The organism is Pirellula sp. SH-Sr6A (assembly GCF_001610875.1).
In the GTDB taxonomy this organism is placed as follows: domain Bacteria; phylum Planctomycetota; class Planctomycetia; order Pirellulales; family Pirellulaceae; genus JBKCUI01.
Genome location: NZ_CP011272.1, coordinates 1,701,061 through 1,723,767 on the forward strand (window position 1 = coordinate 1,701,061; position 22,707 = coordinate 1,723,767).

14 protein-coding genes are annotated in these 22,707 nt (G+C 55.1%); 6 read left to right on the forward strand and 8 right to left on the reverse strand.

The window, feature by feature from the left end; genetic code table 11:
* Nucleotides 1–492: 492 nt before the first annotated feature.
* The 3 genes from VN12_RS06775 to VN12_RS06785 all read right to left on the reverse strand — a co-directional run bounded on the left by VN12_RS06775 (nucleotide 493) and on the right by VN12_RS06785 (nucleotide 5,506).
* Nucleotides 493–3,594 (reverse strand): efflux RND transporter permease subunit, encoded by a 3,102-nt coding sequence (locus VN12_RS06775; protein WP_146676112.1) that lies wholly within the window; start codon nucleotides 3,592–3,594, stop codon nucleotides 493–495.
* A complete protein-coding gene (locus VN12_RS06780) occupies nucleotides 3,591–4,949 on the reverse strand; it encodes an efflux RND transporter periplasmic adaptor subunit (protein WP_146676113.1) in 1,359 nt (452 codons plus the stop codon). Before VN12_RS06780 ends, VN12_RS06775 begins: the two co-directional genes overlap by 4 nt.
* 86 nt (nucleotides 4,950–5,035) lie before the next feature.
* Nucleotides 5,036–5,506: a MarR family winged helix-turn-helix transcriptional regulator gene (locus tag VN12_RS06785; RefSeq protein ID WP_146676114.1), complete on the reverse strand. Its 471-nt coding sequence runs from the start codon at nucleotides 5,504–5,506 to the stop codon at nucleotides 5,036–5,038.
* 227 nt (nucleotides 5,507–5,733) lie between these two features.
* Here VN12_RS06785 and VN12_RS06790 point away from each other — a divergent pair, with 227 nt between their 5' ends.
* Nucleotides 5,734–8,520: an MGH1-like glycoside hydrolase domain-containing protein gene (locus VN12_RS06790; protein ID WP_240491344.1), complete on the forward strand. Its 2,787-nt coding sequence runs from the start codon at nucleotides 5,734–5,736 to the stop codon at nucleotides 8,518–8,520.
* A 127-nt stretch (nucleotides 8,521–8,647) separates the two neighbouring features.
* On the opposite strand, the gene VN12_RS06795 is transcribed toward VN12_RS06790, so the two are convergent.
* Nucleotides 8,648–8,851, reverse strand: coding sequence for a carbon storage regulator (locus VN12_RS06795; RefSeq protein WP_146676115.1), 204 nt, complete (start codon nucleotides 8,849–8,851; stop codon nucleotides 8,648–8,650).
* Nucleotides 8,852–9,465: 614 nt separating this feature from the next.
* Between VN12_RS06795 and VN12_RS06800 the strand changes: the two genes are divergently transcribed.
* From VN12_RS06800 to VN12_RS06805, 3 genes are all read left to right on the forward strand, one after another.
* Entirely contained in the window at nucleotides 9,466–10,629 is a 1,164-nt protein-coding gene (locus tag VN12_RS06800) for an alpha/beta hydrolase family protein (RefSeq protein WP_146676116.1), read from the forward strand.
* On the forward strand, nucleotides 10,626–10,757 hold the full coding sequence (locus tag VN12_RS26605; protein ID WP_256388125.1) for a hypothetical protein: 132 nt from the start codon (nucleotides 10,626–10,628) through the stop codon (nucleotides 10,755–10,757). Before VN12_RS06800 ends, VN12_RS26605 begins: the two co-directional genes overlap by 4 nt.
* 741 nt (nucleotides 10,758–11,498) lie before the next feature.
* Nucleotides 11,499–11,735: a hypothetical protein gene (locus VN12_RS06805; RefSeq protein ID WP_146676117.1), complete on the forward strand. Its 237-nt coding sequence runs from the start codon at nucleotides 11,499–11,501 to the stop codon at nucleotides 11,733–11,735.
* Nucleotides 11,736–11,942: 207 nt separating this feature from the next.
* On the opposite strand, the gene VN12_RS06810 is transcribed toward VN12_RS06805, so the two are convergent.
* From VN12_RS06810 to VN12_RS06820, 3 genes are all read right to left on the reverse strand, one after another.
* Nucleotides 11,943–12,878 carry an SRPBCC family protein gene (locus tag VN12_RS06810; RefSeq protein ID WP_146676118.1) on the reverse strand — a complete coding sequence of 312 codons (936 nt, stop codon included), beginning with the start codon at nucleotides 12,876–12,878 and terminating at the stop codon, nucleotides 11,943–11,945.
* A gap of 142 nt (nucleotides 12,879–13,020) precedes the next feature.
* Nucleotides 13,021–14,850: a hypothetical protein gene (locus tag VN12_RS06815; protein ID WP_168164261.1), complete on the reverse strand. Its 1,830-nt coding sequence runs from the start codon at nucleotides 14,848–14,850 to the stop codon at nucleotides 13,021–13,023.
* Between the two features lie 16 nt (nucleotides 14,851–14,866).
* Nucleotides 14,867–17,233, reverse strand: a complete 2,367-nt coding sequence (locus tag VN12_RS06820; protein ID WP_146676120.1) for a hypothetical protein — start codon at nucleotides 17,231–17,233, stop codon at nucleotides 14,867–14,869.
* A 130-nt stretch (nucleotides 17,234–17,363) separates the two neighbouring features.
* Here VN12_RS06820 and VN12_RS06825 point away from each other — a divergent pair, with 130 nt between their 5' ends.
* On the forward strand, nucleotides 17,364–17,870 hold the full coding sequence (locus tag VN12_RS06825) for a hypothetical protein (protein ID WP_146676121.1): 507 nt from the start codon (nucleotides 17,364–17,366) through the stop codon (nucleotides 17,868–17,870).
* 222 nt (nucleotides 17,871–18,092) lie between these two features.
* Nucleotides 18,093–21,551: a hypothetical protein gene (locus VN12_RS06830; protein ID WP_146679818.1), complete on the forward strand. Its 3,459-nt coding sequence runs from the start codon at nucleotides 18,093–18,095 to the stop codon at nucleotides 21,549–21,551.
* Between the two features lie 369 nt (nucleotides 21,552–21,920).
* On the opposite strand, the gene fabG is transcribed toward VN12_RS06830, so the two are convergent.
* A complete protein-coding gene (gene fabG, locus VN12_RS06835; protein ID WP_146676122.1) occupies nucleotides 21,921–22,688 on the reverse strand; it encodes a 3-oxoacyl-[acyl-carrier-protein] reductase in 768 nt (255 codons plus the stop codon).
* Nucleotides 22,689–22,707: the final 19 nt, after the last annotated feature.

Genomic DNA, 22,707 nt, shown 5'->3' on the forward strand with positions numbered 1-22,707 from the left:
TGAACGTTGGTTCGACACAAGGAAACTGTCGGGACGACGGTTCAACATTGGGAAACTGTCGGGACGACTGTTCGACATTGGCCAAAGGCCATAGACGACATAGCCTAGGGCAACGCCCTAGGTACGACGCGCCCCACACGGCCCTTATTGGCTGAAAGCCATAAACAAACCGTTGCACGTTACAACAGCATAACCCGGGCGCAGAGACCTAGCCCAAGTGCAGGAACGTGCTCGTTTGATATTCCTCGGGATCGCGACGGCACGAGTGACGCCTAATTTGTGTAGGGCCTTCAGCCAACAAACCATATTCGGGAACCAAAACCTGGGGAGTTAACCCAGGCTACGTTGTGTATGCCCTTCAGGCAAAAGAAACCGTCGGGACGACGGTTCTACATTGGGAAACCGTCGAGGACGACGGTTCGACGTAAGTCAACCATCGGCACGATTGTTCGATAACAAAAACAGTCGAGACGGCTAGACAGGGGATGACTGCTAGGTACTGGCGGGGATCAGCGCTTTGCGGATCCAACTGAAGCGTCGTCCGAGCCATGCCTTCGCGTCATCCAGGAGCGAATACATGACCGGGGTCGCGACCAGACTCAATACCAGCGATAGGGCTTGACCACCGATAATGACCTTGGCCATGCTCGCCCGGGCGCTCGCCCCTGGTCCCTGCCCCAGCGCAATGGGTATCATCGCTGCCATGAGCATGACAGTCGTCATAAGAATAGGCCGGAGTCGCGTGTAATTCGCTTCGAGAATCGCTTGCTCGCGAGGCATTCCCTTGTCGCGCAGTTCGTTGGTCTTGTCGACCTGCAAGATCCCATTCTTCTTGACGATTCCGATCAACATGAACAATCCAAACATGGCGTACAGATCGAGAGGAGTCCGGAACAAGAGGAGGGACAACAAACCAAAAGGTATCGTCACAGGGAGCCCTGACAGAATACTGATCGGGTGAACCCAGCTTTCGAACTGTGCCGCTAGGATCAAATACATGAACGTGACGCTCAGCCCGAGCGCGACCATGAAGTAATAAGCGGTCTCGCCCAGCATTTCTGCTTGTCCGCCGTACACGATTCCGTACTCCGGCGGGAGATTCATTTCGGTAATGCATTGATTGGCGTACCGCACGGCCTCATTGAGCGATACACCGTCCGGGTGGGCCATGATCGTCACGGTTCTCTGTCGGTTCAATCGATCGATCTGATTGGGGCCTTGCTTCTCGTTTAAACTCGCCAAACTTCCGAGTTCCACCAGCCCGACGGTAGGGGAAGGGATCGCGAGGGCCATCAGATCCTGGGAGTCGCTTCGGAATTGCCGATCGGCGCGAAGCCAAACATCGTATTGTTCGATCCCATCTTTGAAGCTCGATACGATTTGGCCCCCGACTAGCACATTGAGCGAATTCGCGATGGCTTGAACGGGAATCCCCAAATCCATGGCCCTTTCACGGTCAATATCGACCTGCAACTCCGGCTTGCGCATCGACAAAGTGGAATCGATGTCCACCAACCCTGGGAGGGAATTGAGTTTCTCCCGCAATTGCTCCGCGTACTCGGCTAATTGGTCCACCTCAGGGCCTTGCAAACTGAGTTGGAAAATGCGGTTGTCCCCGTTGGGTCCACCACCGAGGGCCGAAACGTCCGACACGGATGTTCTGAGATCCGGGTATTGCTTGAGGATCTCGCGCACGCGATCCATCATCCCGAATTGGCTGTACTCGCGATCTTCTAGCTCTACGAGTCTCAAATAGATCGAGCCTCGTGTCACATCACCTTGCCCTTTTGCCGACCCGCTTTGACCGATCGAAACAAAACGATGCACCACACCTGGCAATTTGGCTAAACGGTCCTCGATCTCCCGAACGACGGCATCGGTCCGCTCCAGCGTATAGCCTTCGGGGGTGATGAAGCTGACTTGTAGTTCGCTCTGATCGTCTCGCGGGATCATATTGACCCCCAGGTTCATTGCGATTGGGACGGTCGAAATGACTACAAGCACCGAGAGCAAAATCGTCAGCCAGCGATGCCGCATCGACCATCTCAGAACCCAGCCGTAAAACGTCTCCATCCATCGGTAGACCCATCCCGATTTCGACTGCGCACCATGCCCGTTTTCCAGTTTCAGGAATCGGGAGCAGAGCATGGGTGTGAGCGTAAAGGAGACGAACAAGCTCATTACGATAGCAAAGGCAACCGTCAAACCAAAGCTGCTAAAAAATCGCCCCACCATTCCCCCCATGAAGGCGACGGGGACGAAGATCACCACGAGGGAGATGCTCGTCGCGAGGACCGCGAGGGATATTTCCTTCGTTCCGATGATCGATGCCCGCATGGCATCGAGACCGTTCTCTTCCATATGCCGGAAAATGTTTTCATGAACCACCACCGCGTCGTCGATCACGATCCCAATTGCTAGGATCAGACCGAGCATGGTGATGTTGTTGAGGGTGAACCCCATGAACTGCATGAATAGAAACGTGGGAACAATCGACGTCGGGATTGCCAACGTCGCAATGATGGTCGTTCGCCAATCCCGAATGAACAACAGGATCGTCACCGCTACCAAGCCGGCGGCCAAAAGCAAATGGAACTTGACCTCCTCCATCGATACGCGAATGAACCGCGATTGATCTTGCGTGATCTCGACGCGAATATCGCTGGGGAGTGCCTTCTTGATCCGTCCCAAACGGTCCTGGATTGCGTCGGAGATGGCAACCGTGTTGGTCCCTGATTGTTTTTGAACAAACAAGCTCACGGCATTCTGTCCGTCCAATCGACTGAGACCTCGGGGTTCTTCGATCGAATCCTCGGCGTGACCAATGTCTCGAATCCGAATGGAATACCCCCCTCGGTTGGCGACGATCAAGTCGTTGAATTTTTCGGATTGGGAAACGCGTCCCAGGGTTCGCAGTACCATTTCCTTCGCGCCCTGATCCACGATTCCCCCAGGGACTTCGAGATTCTGAGCGACGAGGGAGCGACGGACTTCCTCGACCGATATGCCATAGGCTCGCAAACGGTCGGTGTCGATGCGCACGTTGATCGCACGGCTTCTCCCACCGGTGAGGAACACATTTCCCACTCCGGGAACGGTCTGCAACATTTCTTGAATCTGCCGTTTGGCAATCTCGGTGACTTCTCGGATGTCGCGATTTCCTGATACTCCGAGAGTGATAATGGGAGCGGCGTCGAGGTCGAATTTATTGACCAAGGGCGTTTCCATACCTTCGGGCAATGATCGCGAGATCGACGAGACTTTGTCGCGAGCCTCCTGAGCTCCAACATCCCCGTTTTTCTCTAAGACGAAACGAACAACAACGGTCGTGCTCCCTTCGCGGGTCGTCGATCGCAGCTCATCGATACCAGCAATCGTGTTGAGCGCCTCCTCCAACGGTTTAGTAACCGAGCTTTCCATCTCCTCGGCGCTAGCTCCTGGGAGGGACGCCGAGATCGAGATGACAGGAAAGTCGACTTTGGGAAACAAGTCGACCCCCAGTTCCATGTAGGAGACGATTCCCAGCACGACGGGGATGAGGACGAGAACCCACGTAAAAACGGGACGTCGAATGCAAAGGTCAGAGATACTCATTCGCGGTTCTCCTCCGATGAACTCTTCGGTGCATTCGCCTGTTCCGAACGGCTCAGGCTTTCTCGTTCGACAACTGCTATGCCATCCGAAAGCAGCCGCTGGCCGCTGGTCGCGACCCTCGCGTTGACAGGTAGATCGGGGCTTGCGATTTCGATCCAATCGGAGGATTGTTCGCCAAGGGTCACGCGAACTTCTTTGGCGATATTTCCTTCGATCAAAAAGATCTTTTGGATACCCGCGAGGGAGTAGAGGCTCGAAGGAGGAACGGTCTTAGCGGTTTCTGTTTCCCCGACCAAGATCTGCGCTTTGGCAAATCCCCCGGGTTTGCAGAGTCCGGAGTCGTTGGGAACCGTCACTTCGACTTGAAATGTCCGATTGTTCCGCTCGATCGAGGGGCTGAGATTGGAGACGATTCCATGTTCGGGATTGGTGGTAGAAGCGATTTGAACCACGACAGTTTGGCCGATCGCAATTTTTGCGGCGTTGGATTCGGGGACGGCCAACCGCAGCTTGAGCGACTTTCCTAGCACGAGACGAAAGACCTCGGTCCCGGGACGCAGCAATGTACCTTCGGTGACCATACGTTCCGAAATAGTGTAGAAGAGTTCGTTCGGGTTGTCGTGGAGGGTGGGAACGGGAACCCGGATCTCGCAGTCGGAGAGTCTTTGTTGGGCGATTTCAAGATCCGCGGCACGGAGGCGGGCCGTAGCAGCGGCAGCATTGGCGAGCAGAACTTGGTTCTTCCATTCCGATTCCATGACCTTGGCATCCGATCTCGCTTGCTCCAGATCCTCCACGCTGATGGCATTGCTCGCTTGCAAAGGGAGCATACGGCCAAGCCTGGATTGGGCCAATTCAAATCGGAGCTTCGCAGAAACAACACTGGGGAGGGAGCTCACATCGACATCAGGAGACGGAACGGACTTGAATCCCCATTTGGCCAACTCCGTTTGCAGACTCCTTTCTGCCTGCTCCAATGCCAAACGAAAGTCGGTGGAGTCAATTTCCAGCAGGACATCGCCTGGCTTTACCACCGCGCCTAGATCGAAATGGATTTTGGAGACTCTTCCTTCGAGTTTCGAACTGAGAGCGAGTTCTTCGAATCCGAAGAAGGTTCCGACGGCTTGTACGGATCGCTGCACATCGCGTTGCATGATAGGTGCGCTCGTGACAACCACGGCGTCGTCGGGAATCTCTGCAGAGTCTTTAGGACCGAGCTGCAAGGAATGGGATCCGCCGCCATGTCCTTGCAACAAAAAGCGACCGGCGATGAAACTGACGGCAATGGTTCCTATCCAGATCCAAACGGGAAAGGAGCGCCGCGGGGCGATAGGTGTGGCAGTGGACTGCGTCATGTTGGATCGAATACCCGCGTGGGGCTACCCGTATGGGCAAGGAGTGATGAGCAAAAGGGAAAAGGAAGTTTGTCGCGAGCGGAGTGCTAGGGAGACTCCAATTGTTTGACTTGCGCGGATGCCTGCCGGGCAATTTTGCGGAACAGGACCAAGAGGATTTCCTGCTCGTCGGGAGTGAGCGCCGAAAGAAGCGAGGAATGGAATTGATGCTTCATGCCGTGTGCGAAGTCGTAAGCGCGGCGTCCCTCAGGGGTCAAATCAACGTTCACGACCCGTCGGTCCGACTCCGATCGAGTTCGCTGCACATAGCCCCGCTGTTCTAAGGAATCGACAATGGGAGTCATGGAATTCACGGCCAATCCCAGATGCTCCGCGAGGGCTCGCATCATTTGAGGCCCTGACTCTCCGAGATACTCGATCACGACGAAGTCGTGATGCCCCAGATTCATGTGCGGGTTGCTCGCAGCGGCCGCATGCAACGATTGAAAATGTTTGAAAATCTCGCGGATGCTCCGCTCAAAGTCAGAGATCCGCGTCTCCAGTTCGTTTTGTTCCATTAGCCAACCATTCCGAATAATTCGAAGTTAGAACTATTCTAACACTAGAATGATTCGTTCGCCGAGTCAAGCGCACGTCGAACAAAAAATACGGAGGAATGGGCTGGGCGTATGCAGTTGTTGGATTGCGACTCGCCCGACCTGACTTGGGAGGTATAGTATCACTCCCCGTCACACCGGCGCGCACCAGCGCCGATCTGCCGACTGCTCTTTCATGAATCCAGCTTATGCCAGTTCCTGTGCCTGCCCAACCGTCGATGTGCTTCCCCAGTTCCGAAGCACTCCGTGCTACCGCTGAGCACCAACGACTTGTCGCTGCTCGAGCGAGGAAGGAGCATTGGCAGCGATGGGGCTCTTATCTTCCAGAGAGGCAGTGGGGTACGGTTCGAGAGGATTACTCGGAGAATCAAGAGCCGTGGTTTTACCTGCCTCATGATCACGCCCGTTCTCGCGCCTTCCGATGGGGCGAGGATGGATTGCTGGGAATTTGCGATCGGCGTGGGAGGCTTTGTTTTTCGTTCGCGTTCTGGAATACCCGCGATCCGATTCTCAAAGAACGGCTCTTCGGTTTGAGCGGTCCTGAGGGGAATCACGGGGAGGACGTGAAAGAGTGCTATTACTACTTGGACGCCACGCCGACCCATTCCTACATGAAGGGTCTTTACAAGTATCCCCAGGCCAGATTCCCGTACGAGGAGCTCGGCGACGTCAATCGACAACGATCGCGACTGGAGGAGGAGTTTGAGATTCTCGACTCCGAGGTCTTTACCAACGACGCTTACTTCGATTGCCAGATGGAGTATTGCAAAGCGGACCCCAACGATCTGTTGATCCGACTCACGGTTCACAATCGAGGGGATGCGCCGGCGGTTCTTCATATCCTCCCAACTCTTTGGTTCCACAACTCCTGGATCTGGGGTTGCAATCACGAGGGGTGCGAGATGAAGCCTCGCATGGTTTTGCAACGAACCGCAGAGGAACCCGATGGGTTCGTGGCCTGCGATCACTCCACGCTGGGCAAATTTGAGTTCCGTGTCGAGAGCGACGGCGACGATCTGACCCCGCGCTGGCTTTTCACGGAAAACGAGACCAACCCGAATCGGCATCCAGGAACGCCCACTTCCGGAAAAGCCTACAAGGATGCATTTCACGAGCATGTGGTCGGCGGGGCTGTCAATGGTGCGGACACCCGTGCGAGTGGGACCAAATGCGCTGCCCACTACGTGTTGATTGTACATCCCAACAAACCGCTGGTTCTCCGCTGCCGATTGACGGGCCAGCCGCCGGAGTCGAGTTCCACCCCACCTCGTAGGGCCGCATCATCGAGCGACAAGAAATCGTCCATCACAGCAAACCGGTTTGGTTCCGATTTCGATTCATTGTTTACAAAAAGAATCACCGAAGCCGACGAGTTCTACTCGCACGTCATTCCGGAAAAGCTTTGCCCGGAACAGCGCCGGGTCGCGAGGCAAGCGTACGCTGGCCTGCTGTGGTCGAAGCAATATTACTACTACGTCGTTGATTCATGGATAAAGGGGGACTCGAACAGTCCACCGATCCCGTATGGTCGAGATTCGGGTCGGAATCGAGATTGGATGCACTTGTTCAACAGCGACGTGATTTCGATGCCCGACAAGTGGGAGTACCCCTGGTACGCCGCTTGGGATCTAGCCTTCCACATGATTCCCTTGGCTCGAGTCGATGCCGAGTTTGCCAAAAGCCAATTGGTTTTGTTCCTTCGTGAATGGTACATGCATCCCAACGGCCAGATCCCCGCTTACGAATGGGCCTTGAGCGACGTCAATCCACCGGTTCACGCTTGGGCGTGCTGGCAGGTATACCAACTCTCGAAAGATCGCGAGTTCCTAGCTAGAACCTTCCAGAAATTGCTGCTGAATTTCACTTGGTGGGTGAATCGAAAAGACGAACGTGGTCGGCATGTGTTCAGCGGAGGGTTCCTTGGACTCGATAACATCGGAGTCTTTGATCGAAGCAAGCCGTTGCCTGGGGGTGGGACGTTGGATCAAGCCGACGCGACCGCTTGGATGGCGTTTTATTGTGGCTGCATGCTTCAGATGGCCCTCGAGTTGGCCGATGAAAACCAAGCCTACTCGGACATGGCCAGCAAATTCTTTGAGCATTATGTTGAGATCGCCGAGGCGATGAATACGCTCCACGGGACGGGTCTTTGGGAGGAGGAAGATGGCTTCTACTACGACCATCTATTTCGAGATGGAAAGAGTACCGCCATGCGTGTCCGATCGCTCGTCGGGCTGATTCCCCTTTGCACCAATGTAACGATCCATGAGTCCAAGATTCGCGCTCTGCCCGGATTCCAACGGCGCATGAATTGGTTTCTGAAGTATCGTCCCGAGATGGCCAAGCACATGTCGTACATGGAGCAGCACGAGGGGGATAGTGGCGAAGGGATCATGAGGCTCCTCGCGATACCATCGCCGGAGCGTTTCCGACGATTGCTTGCGTACATGCTCGATGAGAACGAGTTCCTGTCTCCCTTTGGCGTTCGATCTTTGTCGGCCGTGCATCGGGAGAAGCCGTTTGTTTTCGACCATGCGGGGGGGCGTGAAGCGGTCGGATATGTGCCGGGGGAAAGCGATACGGCGATGTTCGGGGGAAATAGCAACTGGCGAGGTCCGGTGTGGTACCCGCTGAACTACTTGATCGTCCGTTCGCTTCGCGAGTACTACGAGTTCTACGGCGATTCCTTTCAAGTCGAGTGCCCCACCGGATCGGGCAACCAAATGAACTTGAAGGAGGTAGCCGACGAAATCGAGCGTCGCTTGATCAGTCTCTTCATGCCGGATTCCGATGGCAGACGGCCTTGCCACGGAAATGATCCCCGTTACAGCGAGAATCCCGATTGGAAGGACTTGATCCTGTTCTACGAGTACTTCCATGGCGATAACGGCCGAGGGCTGGGAGCAAGCCATCAGACGGGGTGGACAGCGTTGGTAGCGACGATGCTCGAACATCAGTCCGATTGCGTCGAATAAATAAAAAACGCTGCTCAAATCGTTGTTGGCCGATTCTGCAGCGTTGAAAGCTTTTTGTAGTGGCACGATGCGACAAGTCATGCGTCCACGTTATGGTTTGGGTATCGATTACCCCCGACGGGCCTCGCTAAGCGGCGCGTCGTGCGTTTTTTTGTTCATGGACTGGTTTGATGTCTTGCGCAGAGACTTCCAGTTCCGTACGAAGGATTTTAACATGCGGTGGAGCTTCCACTCCAATCCGTACTTTATCACCGTTAACACGAACAATGGTTAGCACGATATCGTCGCCCAGATGGACTCGCTCGGACTCTCTTCTGGACAGTATCAACATATTGAGATTCCATTCCCCTTATGCCGCTGGGCTATTGGTGTTAGTCGACGTTCGCAGCCCAAGTCACGAACGTCGAACCCATGGCTAACGCCTATCACGCGGCCGTCAGGACAAGTTCCTTGACACAGCGCGTTCCAGCACGTTGACCGGTGGAGTCATAAAACAGGACCCGAGCAGTCGCGATATCAAAGACCGCAGTCAATCGGATGCTACGTGGTCCATGCAAACAATACAAAATTCCGCAGGCATTTCCCTGCTTGTGCAATCGTTTCTCCGTCAGCGGAAACGCTTTCGGGACTAGTTGGTTTAGATTACAGATCTCTTCTTCAACAATCTCACGAATTTGAGCAAAGTCTGACAATTGAAACCATCCAACGCTTGAGTAAACATGATGTTATCGCCACCTACTCCACTCCTCGACCATCGACCTTGTCGATTTGCGAAGAGGTAACGTCTCGGCAAGAGAGTCTATCGACTACCTGTCCAGCAAGAGTTACTCGGGCATCGTCAAAAGCCGGTAGAATCAAGAGCTCCAACCGAACTCCTAGCAAGGTTGGTGAAGATGAAATCCTTTGACCAATCCGACCACTTTACCACCGAAGGAACACAGGATTTTGAGATACGCTCAAGTCGTCGCGATCACCTGTTTGTTTCTATGGTTCGAGCCTATCGCCTCTGAAAAACCGGCGCATGCTCTATTTCAAGAGATTACGAATGCGGCCGATGCGACGACAGCTTCCAAGGCCGCGATTCGCCGGATGGAGTTCAGCCACTCCCTACAAGAAACGGTCGCCAATGCAACTCCTGTAGCGCCTCCCGCAGTACCCTCCGTTACGTCCTCCGAACAGCCTCCCTCGTCACCATCGAATTCGTCGACCAATTTGGAGGTCGCAAACGAGCGAACAATCGACTTGCACATCCTACTACCGCCCCACACGACCGCGGCTCCGATAATTCTTGTTCTTGGGGACTTGGGATCCAATCCGAAAGCGTGCGATTATTTGATGAACCATTGGGCGCAACAAGGCCTTGCCTGCATCTTCCTCTCCCACGGTGATAGGATCGATACGATTCTCGCACAGGCACCTCTGGTGAACCGGATTTCTGCTTACCAGTCGCTCGGTAACACTCACACTTTGCATACTCGAGCTGATGATGCGGCGCGAGCTATTTCCGTGCTCCGACAATGGTCCGAGTCGCCGAACCATCCACTAACAGGGCAATTCGATTGGAATCGATTTGGAATCGTGGGGCATGGCTTTGGGGCGAGCGTTACCCTTCAAGTTTTGACCGATACCACACGAATGCGTCCATCCTCGCATTCGAACGTATCGACCGCTGGCCTGCTGGCTCCAATCCTCCCCAAAGCGGTCTGTCTCTTAGGACCCACGCCACTCTCCGGAGAGGAACAAAGAGAGCTTGCATCGTTACCATGCCTACCGGGATTGATCATCAGCGCCGATTTGGACGAATCGTTGATTCGCCGACCTGATCCACTTCGGCGCAACCATTGGTTCGCAAGCTATCCAGATTGTGCAGATCGTTTTGAATTGCGCATTCTCGACGGCAGGCACTTCGATTTCACCAGCACACCCCTCCGCTTCGGTCGTGCGAATCGCAATCCGAATTACCATCCGCTGTTGCAATCGATCACGACAACATTTTTTCAAGCCTATTTGGAGGCCGATCCCGCTGCCAGCGAGGCATTGGTGACCCCCGATTTAAACCCTGCGATCCAATCGACCATCCGGTGGTCGCGCACTTTGGCGAAACCGTGAGAGTTTCTCGCAAAGGCGCGAAGCTCGCAACAATCCAGCAGGAAGAAGGTCCTCGCAACGGCGCAAAGCTCGCAGGGGGAAAGCAGGGGATGAAGAGAGAGGGGATCATGATGGATGACGAGCTTTGATAAGTGACCCGAAGCCAGTCCGATAAAGTTCGCAATTCATTCGATTCTCTCCCTTCTTCTCCCCGCATCCTTTGCGCCTTGGCGCCTTGGCGCGAAACTTCCTCCAGAACTCAGAAGTTTCTCGCAACGGCGCAAAGCTCGCAGGGGGAAAGCAGGGGATGAAGAGAGAGGGGATCGGGATGGATGACGAGCTTTGATAAGTGACCCGTAGCCAGTCCGATAAAGTTCGCAATTCATTCGATTCTCTCCTTCTTCTCCCCGCATCCTTTGCGCCTTGGCGCCTTGGCGCGCAACTTCCTCCAGAACTCAGAAGTTTCTCGCAACGGCGCAAAGCTCGCAGGGGGAAAGTAGGGGATGAAGAGAGAGGGGATCATGATGGATGACGAGCTTTGATAAGTGACCCGAAGCCAGTCCGATAAAGTTCGCAATTCATTCGATTCTCTCCCTTCTTCTCCCCGCATCCTTTGCGCCTTGGCGCCTTGGCGCGAAACTTCCTCCAGAACTCAGAAGTTTCTCGCAACGGCGCAAAGCTCGCGAAAGGAAAGCAGGAGATGAAGAGAGAGGAGATCGTGATGTGCGACGAGCTTGAAGAAGTGATCCGATGGCAACTCCAATCGAAGTTTGATTTACTCCATTCCCACCATCTCTTCTCCCCCCATCCTTGGCGCCTTGGCGCGCAACTTCCTCCAGAACCAAGAAGTTTCTCGCAAAGGCGCAAAGCTCGCGAAAGGAAAGCAGGAGATGAAGAGAGAGGAGATCGTGATGTGCGACGAGCTTGAAGAAGTGATCCGATGGCAATCCCAAACGAAGTTTGATTCACTCCATTCCCACCATCTCTTCTCCCCCCATCCTTTGCGCCTTGGCGCCTTGGCGCGCAACTTCCTCCAGAACCAAGAAGTTTCTCGCAAAGGCGCAAAGCTCGCGAAAGGAAAGCAGGAGATGAAGAGAGAGGAGATCGTGATGTGCGACGAGCTTTAAGAAGTAATCCGATGGCAACTCCAATCGAAGTTTGATTCACTCCATTCCCACCATCTCTTCTCCCCCCATCCTTTGCGCCTTGGCGCCTTGGCGCGCAACTTCCTCCAGAACCAAGAAGTTTCTCGCAACGGCGCAAAGCTCGCAGGGGGAAAGCAGGGGGTGAAGAGAGGGGAGGTTGGAGCGGCGGGATTAGTGCCGACAGTGGGGCTACTTCAGCGGAAGGTAGATGTCGGTGCGAAGGTCCTCTTCTGGCACTTGGTCGGGCGTGTTGCGGTAGATCTCAAAAGTCCCAACGCGCAACTGCTTCATCTTTTTGCATTGGACCCATTGATTGGCGACGCTCCAAGCGTTTCCAAGATGTCGATAAGCTCCGATGTGCTCGACGCGGAACGCTTTGCATGCTGGCAAACTCCAAAGCTTGAGTGGAGAACTTGCTGGAATCTGTTCATTGTCACCCAGCAAGTAACCGGCGATGAAGTGCAGCCCCGCATCTTTCATACGGAACTTGGTGTAGACAGTGACCATGGGTTTGTCGATCGACATTCCCGATTGACGAAATGCTTCATCGGTTTGCTTCATCGTATCCGCCAACGCCTTGCCAATCCCCTCCATCGGGCTGAACCCCACGATGCCAGCCATCCGAACAGGGCCGACATCGGACTTACCGTGAATATTCACTTTTGAGGGGATAGCATTCGTTTCAAGTAGATCCTTGATCATGGTCAATCCCCGCTGGTAGTCGAGTCCTACCATTGTTCTGATCATGGGCACTAAAAAGAAGAGGAACCAAGGCATCGAACCATCCATCGTCCAGCGAATTTTGGTTCCGCTTCCGCTCGGTTCGAAGAAGAAATTCGTCTTGCAGATCGCCTTGAACGGTTTGATGAACCGAAGTTCATCCGCAATCGATCGGTTCGGAGTTAACTGCAAATGTTCCAATTCCCCTTGTCCGGTAATTTCGCCTTCCCACGCGTACCGAGAGCCGATCGATGTGGCGTTGTCGGAAATGGTCACTTGGGCTTGTGGGTCCGAGATCAACCAGGGAGACCAGGTCGACCAAGAATGGTAATCGGCTAGAAGCTCGTATGCTTGTTGTGGTGGAACGGAGACCGTAATGGAACGATCGATGTGGTACTTTGGCATGGAGAACACCTGAAAAGAAATTGGCTAGGGGAAGCCGGACCGCGAGAGGGCCTGAGCGACCAGTATACCACGGCGTTCCACGGGCTGGCTCCGACGCGTCCCCTTGGCAGCCCAAGCGGGGGGCGATGGATGATCCCAAGCCCTACTGGTGCACGAGGAACTCGGCATGTTCAAGCAGTGGGTCTTCGTATCGCAATTTGATGACACCCTTGGCCCGGAGGTCTTCAAGCAATCGATGCTCCTCAGCTAACGTCCGGGTTGCCAATCGGCGGACTTTACTGTGGCGCTGCCACCAACTCAGAACCACCATGCAATACACCAGCAAGGGGAGTACCGAGAGCAATACGCTGCTCAAAAAAATGCTCGAACCGAATTCAAATCCTTCTACTGCGGTATTCGACTCCACCAGCGATCGCCAACTCGCTTCGAAATAGCGTCGGTAGACAGCGACAATGGGCCCGGCCATCATACCCCAGAACAGGAGAGTGCCGACGAGACCGAACAGTTGCAAACGCCAAGCAGCGGGGAGCTCGCGATCGACCGACCATTCGAATACCGTTCGCGCTTGATCCTGCAACTCATCGATACCGGTGAGCCGCACGTGCAATCCGGCGTTCGCTTCGTTCTCTTTGGGTTGCTCTCCCTTCAATCGATGGACGCTCCGGTAAAAGGAATCTTGAACGGGCTGCAATCGATCTTCCATTTGCCGATTCAGACGCTCGCGAATGCCTTGCTGAAGCTCCCATTGGATACTTCGCGAACGGCTGACGTTCTTGGCCCAAGCCAGAAAGGTGCCAAAGATTGACGGGAGGCTCCCTGTCAGTGAAAGAATGAGGCGATCCCAGGCGCCGGTGGTGTATCCGAGCAACGACAAGATGGTGCGATAGGGAAACCATATCAACGCGGTGTCAGACAGAACATGAGCGCGCAGACGGCCCCGTATCGCGGCCTGCAGTTCCTCTTGGGAGCCGAGAACGGTTTCCAAGGTCTGGGCCGGCAGGGAGTCGGCTTCGCGATGCAGCGTCTGAACCGCATGAACCAGCCCCTGTAACTCGGTCTGCACATACTGACGCACGCGCCCCTTTAGTCTATCACGCGCAGCCTCCAATCGGCTCCCCTTCGTTGCCGCGATGCGTTCAAACGATTCCGACTGCAATCGCTGCTGCATGGTGATTCGAAATCGTTCCCCGCAGCCTGATTCATCTCCTGAGGCTTCGAAGTCTTCCACCAAGACCGGAGATAGGAATCGAGTCGAAGGTGCGAAGCTGCGCAACGATCGCTGAAACATCTCCATGTCGGCTTGCAGGGAAGAAGAGTATCGGACCGATGCTTCCTGCGAATGCGTCCCCTGCTCGGATGGCGTCCAATCTTTGGGAGGGACGCAAGTGATCACTGGAATGCAGATGGCTCCTTCCGCGTTGTGCGCGAGCGAACCTAGGACGGCTCCTCGCAGTTGGTCACGGCGCACGACCAAGAGTTGAATCGGGGAAAGACTCATCGCTTCCCGCGCTAGCTTGGCCGCTTGCTTGTCGTCGTCGGTCACTCCCGGAGTATCCAGCAAAATATAGGCCGACTGGAGGTCGAGCATCATCTCGCGGCGACAGGGCAGGTAGATTTCCCTGGTCGAATCCATGTTCTCAGGAGGTGATGGCCCGATCCAGTAAAGCTGTGTCGTCGCCTCGCGACTCAGCACTCCGCTCGGCAGCCGGCTCGCCACGAGAGGATCGAGAATCCATTGCCTGGCAATCCAAGTCTTCCCTTGTCCCTTGGCTCCGATAATCGCAATGGATGGTAGATTAAGCCCTCGCGATTCCTCGATATCCCGACACTGGCTTCGAAATTGTTCGCACCATCGACGGATTTGTTGCGCACCCTGCTGCGTCCCGAGGACTGCATCGGCGGCTCGTTCCAATCGATCGGCATAGCTCAAATAGGATTGCATATGGATTTGATTCAAAGAAATGAAAAGCATCTCGGTGGGCAGGAAGCTACTCGTTGAGCAAGGAACGGCACAGGGACTCGAACCTCTCGAACGTTCCGCGATGGATCCGCAGGGACTTCGGAACAACCTGATGCACCGCACCCTGCAAGCCGTCGTTCCCATCAGGCAATGGGTTTTGTTCGTCGAGAACCGTGGCAATGCTGCTGATCGGGAGCGATTTCCAAGTTTCCCCGATTCGCAGGGAGATGGGCTGGGCTTCGCTGGGTCGTTCCAAATCCAGAGTGTCGCAGAGGGTGGCAACCAAATCTCCCATCTGTCGCCAGGCGGCCTCGCTCTCGGCAATCTTCGGCATTTGGTCTGGACTTAGAAGGGCGAATCCCAAGCCTGCCACCCCGGCCCCGAGCAACTCTTTCACCGACGCAAACACCAACACACTTGATCCGCCAAAATCGAGCGGCAGCATAATCACGGCGAGCAAAGGTGCGAAGAGAATCGCTGCGGGGGCCAGTCCGGTCGCAATCTTCTTTCCCCAAGGCATCTGGTGCCACATCTGGCTGGTTAACGCATCGAGTTCTAGGTCGTCCAGTTCGATCAAGCTCTCGGCTTGGAAACGGTCAATGCCCCGTTGAAGCTTCTGAACCAGCCATGACCGATCGCCGGTGCTCCCCGCGACGGATCGCCCAGGTGCATCGATTTGCCATACAAGCTCTTGATCAAGTCGCTCGATCGATCGTAACAGGGACTCGGCAGAAACAACACGAGCCCCTTCGTTTGCATTCCAGCGACTTCGAATGAATCGGAGCAAACCCTCTGTCTTGCCACCGATCCATGCGGGCAGACGGAGCCATTCCCCTAACTGTTGCACCCGTGACTTTCCAGCTTCGGCCAATTTGGACGTCCAACGCCCGGGGCGTGCCCACCAAGGGGCCGTTCTCTCCAACGAATGCGAGATCTGCTCCACAATTTTTTGAGACGCTTGCAACCGAATGCGTCCACCCGAGGATGGGTCGCGGGAAAAATCAAGACACGCTTCCGCGAGCACGCGGCGCATGGCATCTCGACGTTTCGATGCGTCTTGAACCCACTGCTGCACCTTTTCCGCAACGTCTCGCCAACGATGGTAAAGCGATGCGACATGGGAACGTACCGCGTCTTGCAGGAGCGAATGGCTGGTCAACTCGCTCCCGATGGCCAAAAACCAATCGCGATCGTGGATTGCCCCTGGTGGTAGCGGACACACTGGAGAATCGATTCGAAAGAAAAGGGGAAAGGATTCACCCGTCTGGGAGGATTCGAAGAAAACCGGTGGATTGGGGATCCGCTCTCGCTGCTGGGGGCCATCGTACCCGTAGGCCATATAGACCCGTTCCAGATATCGGTCGCCGTAAAGCTTGGCAATCTCATCTCGAATTTCCGTGGTCGCGTAGCGTCGCGGGACTCGGTTGACAGCTGCAATTTGAAGAGTGTGGGGCATGCGAGCTCGGATCGCTTGCATCAGTTCGCTCACCTTCTCGTCATGCAACGCGTTCGCAGGCAACACAATCACGAACGCGGAACAGATCGGTGCAGCACGAGTCAAGATCTCCATTCTTCGCTTGGCGGTCAATTCGGCTTGCTGAACATACGATCCACTCGGTATTGCCGGGGCTCCAGCTGGCAGAGAAACGGTTGTGGATCCAGCGATCATTCCAGTTTGCACATCTGGACAATCCATCAACGCGATTTGGAGTCGATCAAGGCCAGGGTCGAATGCGACCAAAGGTATCTCCATCGCCGACACAGGGACCGGTCCAGGAGACGCGGCCGGTCCGGCAGACCCAGCGGGTGAAGAAAGATTTGGAGCCGACGAATGAACATCTACATGCACCGGGGCTCGCGTCGAAACGTCGTTGTACTGCTCGGAGGCTCGGTCAGGATCGTCAGACAGGAACTCGAATCCAGCCGAAAAGGCTCCTAACAGTCGCGACTGAACGAACTGCCACACGACTCCATTCGCTTTCCACTGCGAGGGTAGCCAGAGGATAAAACGATGCGTTCCCTCGCGATTTCCCGACCCGATCAAGATTCGTCGACGACCTTCTTCGGAGAGACAGGACCCTACCAACGAGCTTTTCCCCGCATTCAAGAGCCCCATGACTGCCAGGATGGGAGCGTCGGGGGCGTCGACACAAAGCCGAGCATCCGCGATCCGCAGAGAAAGCGAGTCGACATCCACAATTCCCCTGGCACCCGCTAGCTCGATAAGCTGCAAAAGACTGATCGGAATGCGTTCCCCCATGCGTTCCCAACTACCCCACTCCACCTCCCTGGCAGAGGAGGAGAGGAGGCGAGCCAGCTCTTGAAGGGCGGTCGCGGTTTCGCGAGAACCAGTGGTTTCCTGGCTCGCATCCGCTTTGTTCCGACTTGGCTCCACGCTGAAGGGTCCTTATCTTGATAGCACCTCCAGCCGCCTTCATCGAACGAATTCGGGCCGAATTGCCAAGGGGGTAAACTGTCAGCGTCCAGTTTAGCACTTGCCGAGATCCCCAACAGCACCTGATTGTATGCCTCAGCCTCGAACCGTCACACGCACGCAGCTGGCCATCCTCATGCTGACGCTCATCGCCGTTCCGATCGCATGCGGATTGCTCCTTTACGCACTAACCCCCAAGCTCGGGGAACCTCCCCTCCCCGCATTGATCAAATTCCAAAGCGAGTGGATAGGAAACGAAGAAGTCAATCGACGACTTGTACCCTGCATCGTGATCAAAAACGATTCCGATGGAGAGCTTGGCAAACTATCGATCGGGTTGAACAAACAGTTTTACAGCACGGGCAATCGAATCCTGCAATCGGGCGAGCAAACCTCCATTCCTCTCGAGTCATTCATCGCCCGAAATGGCAGCGTCCGATTCCCCGTCGGTCAACGTGTGATCGAGCAAGTCACCGTTTTTGGCCAACTCCCCAATGGCGCTCGGGGCGTCAGTGAATACGCGCTATCCGAGCACGACGACGATAGCATGTTCGACAAATCAGCCGGTTGGCTCGCCCCCCAACATCCACCGCAGTAAACGCCAGCACCATTAGAGGCTCTCATGATCGCCATGGTCAATGCAGGCTCTCTTGGTCGACACGAGGCGAGAATTGGGTAAGCTCTTACTGTTCTCATCGGCATGAGATCTCTTCATGACAGTACGTTGCGCTCCCTCGCCCGAACAAGGTGAACTATGGCTTCTAATGACAAGCTTTCTCAAGCAGTGGATAACGGTTGGTTGATCGATGCACCCGATCGCATGCTGAGTTGGTCCAGATTAGCGGAGCGAGACGAAAAGGCCGCGAACCAATTGCGGCAGTACATCTACATGCAAATGGCGGCCACCGATTTGGTTCTCGACGATGACGCCAAAGCCCGCGTGGAACTTCCGGAGGGCTTGCTCGCGAACTTAGAAGAAAAGAACCGGCTTTTAACTCAGCTGAAAGCACCGATCGATCAACGTATCGAAGCCTTCTTGCAACAGTATTTTGCAGATTGCGACCAAGCCCCCCAGCTGAAGCTTCCGACAACGACCTTGGTCTTGGACCATCACGGACTGGCCCGGCAATTGAGTTTGCCCGATGGAGGGCATCGATTCGAAAATGAGATGCTAACGTCGATCCGCGTGGACAACGGAGTGCTCCACAATCCTCGCGCCGATCGCAGGACAACCAAAGGAACGTTTCATGTTGCCGATGGCGGATTGCCGATCGCCGGCGACAAACGAGTCGTTCCTAAGCATGTCTTCGCCAACCTTTTCATTCAAGCCCTTCGGCAGCCGGAAGGGATTATGGAGCTACCCTTCACTCGAGGGAATGGAAATCCAGCCAGGACGTTCGTATCGCTCCTCATCCGGCCGCTGGTTTGCCCTCCCGTCCCTGGCTACTGCGAGAAGAAGACGATGGAGATTCGTTTCTTCGCACCCGGAGGATTGGTGAGCAACCTTGACTTTGTCGAATCGATCTTCGGAAACGCTGGAGACCCCCTGGTTCCTGACAACGATGCCTCCCTCGACACGATGCACTGGACTGGACACACAGGCTGCGTGATTCTCGCTCCGCATCTGGTTCAGTTGACCAAGAAGGAACTGGGACTACCTCATTACGACGACGCGACGCCACGGCAACGTGAAGACTCGATGTGCTGGAAGGATCCCGGCGAGAAATACAACGACGGTGTCGCATTTAAGCTTACTTGCCGCAATGAAGCGGGCGTCATCGTCACCTTGATCGCTGACAACTACTACGGCTACTGCAAGAAAGAAGTAAAGACGCAGATCAGCTACGCCGCCAATCTTCTAGGAAATGCCGAAGAGGAGCATGCCGGAGGAACACTCGCATTCATCGCGCACAATCATGGTGAAGAGTTTCAGTGGAATTCGCGCCGGTACAACGGTCGCACCATGTCGGACCTACAAAGCGATTACCAAGACTTCATCGAATTCCATCCCGAGGGTTATGGGGTCGACCGAGTTCACCCCGAACTGGTCTATGTGCCGGAGAACGCGAGAGCTTCTCTTTTTGATCGCACCATTCGCTGGTCAGGCGCCGATGGAGAGCATTCGATACCTCTCGAACAAAAAAAGGTCTACATGGCACCCAGCGGTTACAAGGTAATCGTTGAGAAACATCCCTGTGCCCCCTCATGGCGACTGGTCGGAGTGTCGGGTGAGGGAACCGTATGCCACAAGCCTTGCACGGTAAGTGGCGGCGGGAAAAGCGAGATCAGCAAGTCGCTGCGAGACTACATGCTCGGTGGACCTATCTTTGTCGCCGATATCGAGTCCGACTTCGATCAACTCGATGCGATCTTCAACCGAGATTACTCCGATCGTTGGAAAGAGGGATCGAAGGAAAAACCAGACTACAGCCAGCGCGCAAGCCGCAAACCGCTCGACCCTCGCCGTTCACTCGGTAGTGTGATCAAGCTTCTCACGCCTTCGAACGAGTACACCGACGCCTACAACGCATGGCTTCGGTCCATCCCTTCTCACCTTTATGCGATGGCGTTTATCATCAAACGCTTTTCCAAACCGGAGTGGAACGGAAACTGGCGCGAGCACTTTGGTGTCGATGTCGTCAACGGAGACAACGGGCACGAATTGAAGTACGGCAATCGCAAATTGGTTGGGATGTACCTTCGCGTCGGATTGGACCATCAAGGCCGATGGCGGATGTACAAGTTGCGTCAGGATTTTGCCGCCGCCGTTAAGATCCAACTCGAGGACGATATCACCGCGAGCGTGGTGGTTCCCCATCGCTATCTACAAGGCCTCAGCCCGTTCGATGACAAGCGGTCGGATGGCAGTTTCAAATTCGTCGCCAACTGCGAATACCGGCTATTTCAACGTCCTGACGATGCAATCCACCGGGGATTGGACAAGCAGACAGAAAAGGATATGGCCGACGTCGGAAACTTTTTCTGCAACTACGAGCCCCTTACCAAAGAAACCGTTCGGCAAGAGATTGCGAACATCATCGAGTTTGAACAATACACTGCACCGATGCAGAACCGGCTGAGTCGGTTTGTCGAGAATGAAGGTTCGGAGTTCGTGATCTCCTCCGCGCAGCCTCGCTTGGTGGATGGAAAACCGTCGAAGAATCCTCGCTATTTGCAGGATCGACCCGACTTGACCCATGCCTTCGATCGGTATGTCGCCTTTCGCGGGTTGCAACTCTTTCGGGCGGCGTCCAACCAACAAAAGGTTCCGATTCCGGTCAATGCCATCCTTTCCGGTCGGCGCAACAATCCGCCTGATGTGGAAGCGAAGATCCGACCTCTCGCTGTTTACAACCCCATCCATTATCAGGAGCTTCCCGAGCTGTTGATGGATTATGTGTGCTCCTTTACCGGGAAGTCTCCGTCGACGACTGGCGCGGGAAGCGAGGGGGCGCTTACCAAAGGGCCCTTCAATGCACTCAACATGTGCTACGACTTGAACGCGACCGTCGTCAGCATGATCCTCACGGGCTTGGGAGGATTTAGCACCGCGGCCGGGCACATCGGTCCCGATATCGAGGTAGGGCACGACATCAGCATGTTTGTACCGGAGATTTGGTGCAGGCTCCGACCGGAGGAACGATGTCCGGAAGCGATGATACGAGACGGAATGTTGGAGAAGGTTCAAGATTTCGAGCATAACGGAGTGCACGTTCCTGCGAGTCGTCTCGGGTATCGCATCACGGACAAATTCGTCCGTAGTTACTTCGGACGAGTCTTCGATAACCCGAGACGGGTCTTCGAAGAGAGGATTCTTTGTCCCGAGAAGCAGAATCTCGAAGCCTTCGTGGATGGCATTCTGTTTATCGCGGAATCGCAAAAGAAGGTGGCAGAGGTCTACCTGCAAGACGGTAGCTTTGAAATCGCATGCCCACCCTTGCAAGCGATCCTGAAGATCATGGTTGACGGGCACTGGAATGGCCACACGATCGATTCCCCAGAAGTCCGAAACTTGTTCTGCCGCGAATCGATGCTTCGTAGCGATTGGTACCGGGATCGATTGTTGGCAAAGCAGAAGGTCGATGTGAGACTTTGGAGTCGGCATGTGGAGACGCTGACCGAGTACTGCAGCCGCCCCAACTACTTGCCCGTTATCGAGCGACTCAGCTTGCGAACCAAGCTGGAACACGCCAAGTCGATGTTGGCGCGATGCCAAAGCGAAGATTACTTGAGCGAGCTCGTCGGAACGATCGGAACCGACCCTGCCACTGTCGGGTAGAGCCATCTCGAAGAGGCCGACCGCAGCGTCGCATTTCCTAGGGCAATGCGTTAGGCATCAAGCGGCGGCATGCGCGTACAGGATCCGACGTCGGCTGCACGAGAATGGGGCTCGGAGCAGGACGGCTGCATGAGCCAGAAACAGGACGGCTGCGCGAGCCAGAAACAGATTAGCGATCGCCGTTGCCAAGAAAGCGACGCGAGGGAATTCGTATGCGCGGCGCTGCTCTGAGTTTCGTCGCAAGTGGCATTCAGCGAATCGAAGCCGCTGGTGCGAAAACCCTAGGGCGTCGGCCCTAGGGTATGAAAAAGTTACGAGCGTTCGGGCAAACGAGACGCGGGCTCTCGTGGGGGTTGGACCGTCGAAGCATCAACCAGTCATGCCGCCATCAACCGTGAGGACTTGGCCGGTCACGTAGCTGGCTGCAGGGCTAGCAAGGAACAGAACACAGGCGGCCACATCGTCCGCTTGCCCCAATCGGTTGGCTGGAATTCGTTTCTTCACTTCGTCCGTGATCGCTTCCCCCAGTGCTTTGGTCATGTCGCTTTCGATGAATCCAGGAGCGACAGCATTGACGGTGATTTTTCGTTTGGCCAGCTCCTTGGACAACGAACGGGTCAAGCCGATCATTCCCGCTTTGGTCGCCGAGTAATTTGTCTGCCCTGCGTTGCCGATCAAACCGGAGACACTCGACATGTTGATAATGCGACCGTATCGCTGCCCCATCATGATTCGGGTTGCGGCGCGGCAAAACAGGAAACAACTGGTCAGGTTAGCGGCCAAAATCTCGTCCCACTGGGCGTCGGTCATTCGGGGCAATAGAGTGTCCCGTGTGATGCCCGCATTGTTGACGATGATGTCCAGTCGTTTGAACTCCGTCTCGACCCGTTCAAACAATTGTTCTACCGAAGCCCGATCGGTCACGTCGCACGAAATCGCGATTGCCTCGCCCCCGTTCTCTTGAATGGTGGCGACGGTGCTCGCCAGCTTTTCCGCATTGCGGGCGATGCAGAGCACTTTAGCGCCATTCTCGGCCAAGCGAATTGCGATCGTCTGCCCCAAACCCTGCGAAGCTCCTGTGACCATTGCCACTTGCCCGGAGAGATTCGCCGAAAGTCCTAACGGTGTGCTAGCCATTCAATCATTCCAATCGTCA

Coding starts and splice junctions, on each gene's coding strand:
- VN12_RS06775 (WP_146676112.1), bottom strand. CDS start 3,594: ATGAGTATCTCTGACCTTTGCATTCGACGTCCCGTTTTTACGTGGGTT.
- VN12_RS06780 (WP_146676113.1), bottom strand. CDS start 4,949: ATGACGCAGTCCACTGCCACACCTATCGCCCCGCGGCGCTCCTTTCCC.
- VN12_RS06785 (WP_146676114.1), bottom strand. CDS start 5,506: ATGGAACAAAACGAACTGGAGACGCGGATCTCTGACTTTGAGCGGAGC.
- VN12_RS06790 (WP_240491344.1), top strand. CDS start 5,734: ATGCCAGTTCCTGTGCCTGCCCAACCGTCGATGTGCTTCCCCAGTTCC.
- VN12_RS06795 (WP_146676115.1), bottom strand. CDS start 8,851: ATGTTGATACTGTCCAGAAGAGAGTCCGAGCGAGTCCATCTGGGCGAC.
- VN12_RS06805 (WP_146676117.1), top strand. CDS start 11,499: ATGAAGAGAGAGGAGATCGTGATGTGCGACGAGCTTGAAGAAGTGATC.
- VN12_RS06810 (WP_146676118.1), bottom strand. CDS start 12,878: ATGCCAAAGTACCACATCGATCGTTCCATTACGGTCTCCGTTCCACCA.
- VN12_RS06815 (WP_168164261.1), bottom strand. CDS start 14,850: ATGCTTTTCATTTCTTTGAATCAAATCCATATGCAATCCTATTTGAGC.
- VN12_RS06825 (WP_146676121.1), top strand. CDS start 17,364: ATGCCTCAGCCTCGAACCGTCACACGCACGCAGCTGGCCATCCTCATG.
- VN12_RS06830 (WP_146679818.1), top strand. CDS start 18,093: ATGCTGAGTTGGTCCAGATTAGCGGAGCGAGACGAAAAGGCCGCGAAC.
- fabG (WP_146676122.1), bottom strand. CDS start 22,688: ATGGCTAGCACACCGTTAGGACTTTCGGCGAATCTCTCCGGGCAAGTG.